We start from the raw sequence: 283 nt of genomic DNA on the forward strand, positions 1-283 counted from the left end.
TGACGGCGTACAGCTCGCTCCAATCCCGCGTGCCGCCGTAGTAAATCTCGACATCCCGCATCACCCTCTCCGGGTAGGTGAGGAAGACGGCGAGCAAGTCGATTTCTTCCGGCCGGAGCGGAAAGATGTTGGCGTAGTGATGAAACAGTTGGCTCGCTCCCGCCTCGTCGCCCGCCTGGTGAAAATAGGCACGGTAGAACAGGGTCAGGTCACGGGTGGGCGTGTCAAAGAGGGCGCGGTCAAAGTTCAGCAGCTTCCCCTTTCCCGAACGGTCGGGCATGAT

Annotated in this window: 1 pseudogene; it reads right to left on the reverse strand. The window is 60.4% G+C overall.

The annotated features are described in order from the left end of the window. Nucleotides 1-283, reverse strand: a pseudogene (locus tag LD028_RS08835) (hypothetical protein); the annotation flags it as partial.

The organism is Anoxybacillus sp. LAT27 (genome assembly GCF_022030075.1).
GTDB classification, from domain to species: domain Bacteria; phylum Bacillota; class Bacilli; order Bacillales; family Anoxybacillaceae; genus Anoxybacillus; species Anoxybacillus kestanbolensis.